The organism is Salinibacter sp., from assembly GCF_042218895.1.
Classification (GTDB): Bacteria; Bacteroidota; Rhodothermia; order Rhodothermales; family Salinibacteraceae; genus Salinibacter.
The window spans coordinates 1-1,569 of sequence record NZ_JBDGQQ010000053.1; the positions used below are offsets into that span (position 1 = coordinate 1).

General features: G+C 64.8%; 1 protein-coding gene. It reads left to right on the plus strand.

Going from position 1 to position 1,569, the window contains the following annotated elements; all coding sequences use genetic code 11:
• Window positions 1-622: 622 nt before the first annotated feature.
• On the plus strand, window positions 623-1,569 hold a 947-nt coding region (locus ABEL04_RS05650), incomplete at its 3' end, for a PLP-dependent cysteine synthase family protein (protein ID WP_375801411.1).

Below are 1,569 nucleotides of genomic sequence, written 5' to 3' on the forward strand. Positions count from 1 at the left end.
AGCGTCGCGGCGGTATTGTACACGGCGTTGAAGAAGGCCAGGAGCCCGACGCTCACGACGACGAGGCTGTAGCCGTGCCGCCACACGCGGTGGGCACAGTACACAGCCACCCCCACGGAAATAAGGGCCCCGAGCTGAAAAACGAGAAGAATGGGGTGATACTGCCACATGATCGGTCCCGGCTCGTGGTGGCCAAAATCGTGCCTACTTTTCGTGTGTCCGTTCCTGGGATCGAGGGCTCTGTTCCGCCCGCCCCACGTTCCAGCTTGGCCCAAATTCGCTGAGGAAGGGTCTCGACTCTCATTTGTGGCCGTCTGCTGGCCTCTCCCCTGCCAGTTAAATCAAGATTCATGCTAGCAACGGATCCGCTCTTTGGCAAGGGGACGTGCAATCGACACCTTTACAAAACCCTCAGTCTCTCCGGGGGAAGACGCTTCAGAGAAGCGTTTCCCGCCCGAACGGACCGGGTTCCCGTGGCTCCGCCGATCCGGGATCAATGAAAATGGATGGTTCTTTCCGGTCCCGGCCCGGAGATGGCCTCGGCGGCGAACACCTGAGATGCCGACTGGTCCAATTCGCAGCGCACTCCCGCCCTCCCCAACGATCCTTCCTGTCTCCGTTCATGCCCACCGACGCGACGCGTCGCTCCGCGCAGCCCGACACCCTCCCGCCCTCCCCGTTTCCGACCGACGACCCCATTTTGCGCCAGATTGGGGGGACCCCGATGATCCCCTATCCCGGGGTGGAGAGAGGACGGCTCTTCTGTAAGATGGAGTCGGAGAACCCCACCCGGTCGATGAAAGACCGAATTGCGGTGGGCATCCTGACAGAGGCTCTCCAGAAGGGGGAGTACGACACGGTCGTGGAGGCGAGCTCCGGCAACACGGCCGGTGCTGTGTCCCTCGTGGCCAACCGCCTGGGCCTCACGTGCAAGCTCACGTGTCCGGAAGGGACAAGCCCGGACAAGATCGGCTACATGAAGGCCTTCGGCGCGGAGGTGCACACGTGTCCGGACGTAGACTCGGACCATCCGGATCACTACCGCGCAGTCGCCCGGCGGCTTGCCGAGGAAGAGGGGGCGTTTCTGGTCGACCAGTACCACAATCTGGACAACCCGGGCGTGCACTACCGGTGGACGGGTCCGGAAATCTGGGCCCAGGCCGGCGCCGAGATGACCCATCTCGTGAGCGCGATGGGCACCGGGGGCCTCCTCAGCGGCAGCGCCCGTCACGTGAAGGAGCAGGCCGAGCAGACGGGGCGGGACATCACCGTTGTAGGGGTCGACGCCAAGCAGTCCAACATCTCTACGGCGTTCTACGACGCGGAGCCGGTCCCCTATGAGACCACCGTGGAGGGTCTCGGGAAGGGCGGTGACCTCCCGACGATGTGGTTCGACTACATCGACGAGGTGCGCAGCGTGCCCGACGATACGGCCTACCAGCAGGCCCGCACGGCCGCGCAGGAGCATGGACTGCCCATTGGGCCGAGCGCCGGCGCGGCCCTGTCCGTGGGGCTGGAGATCAGCGCGGCCCACCCGGACGCCCGGGTCGTGACGATCATCTGCGACGG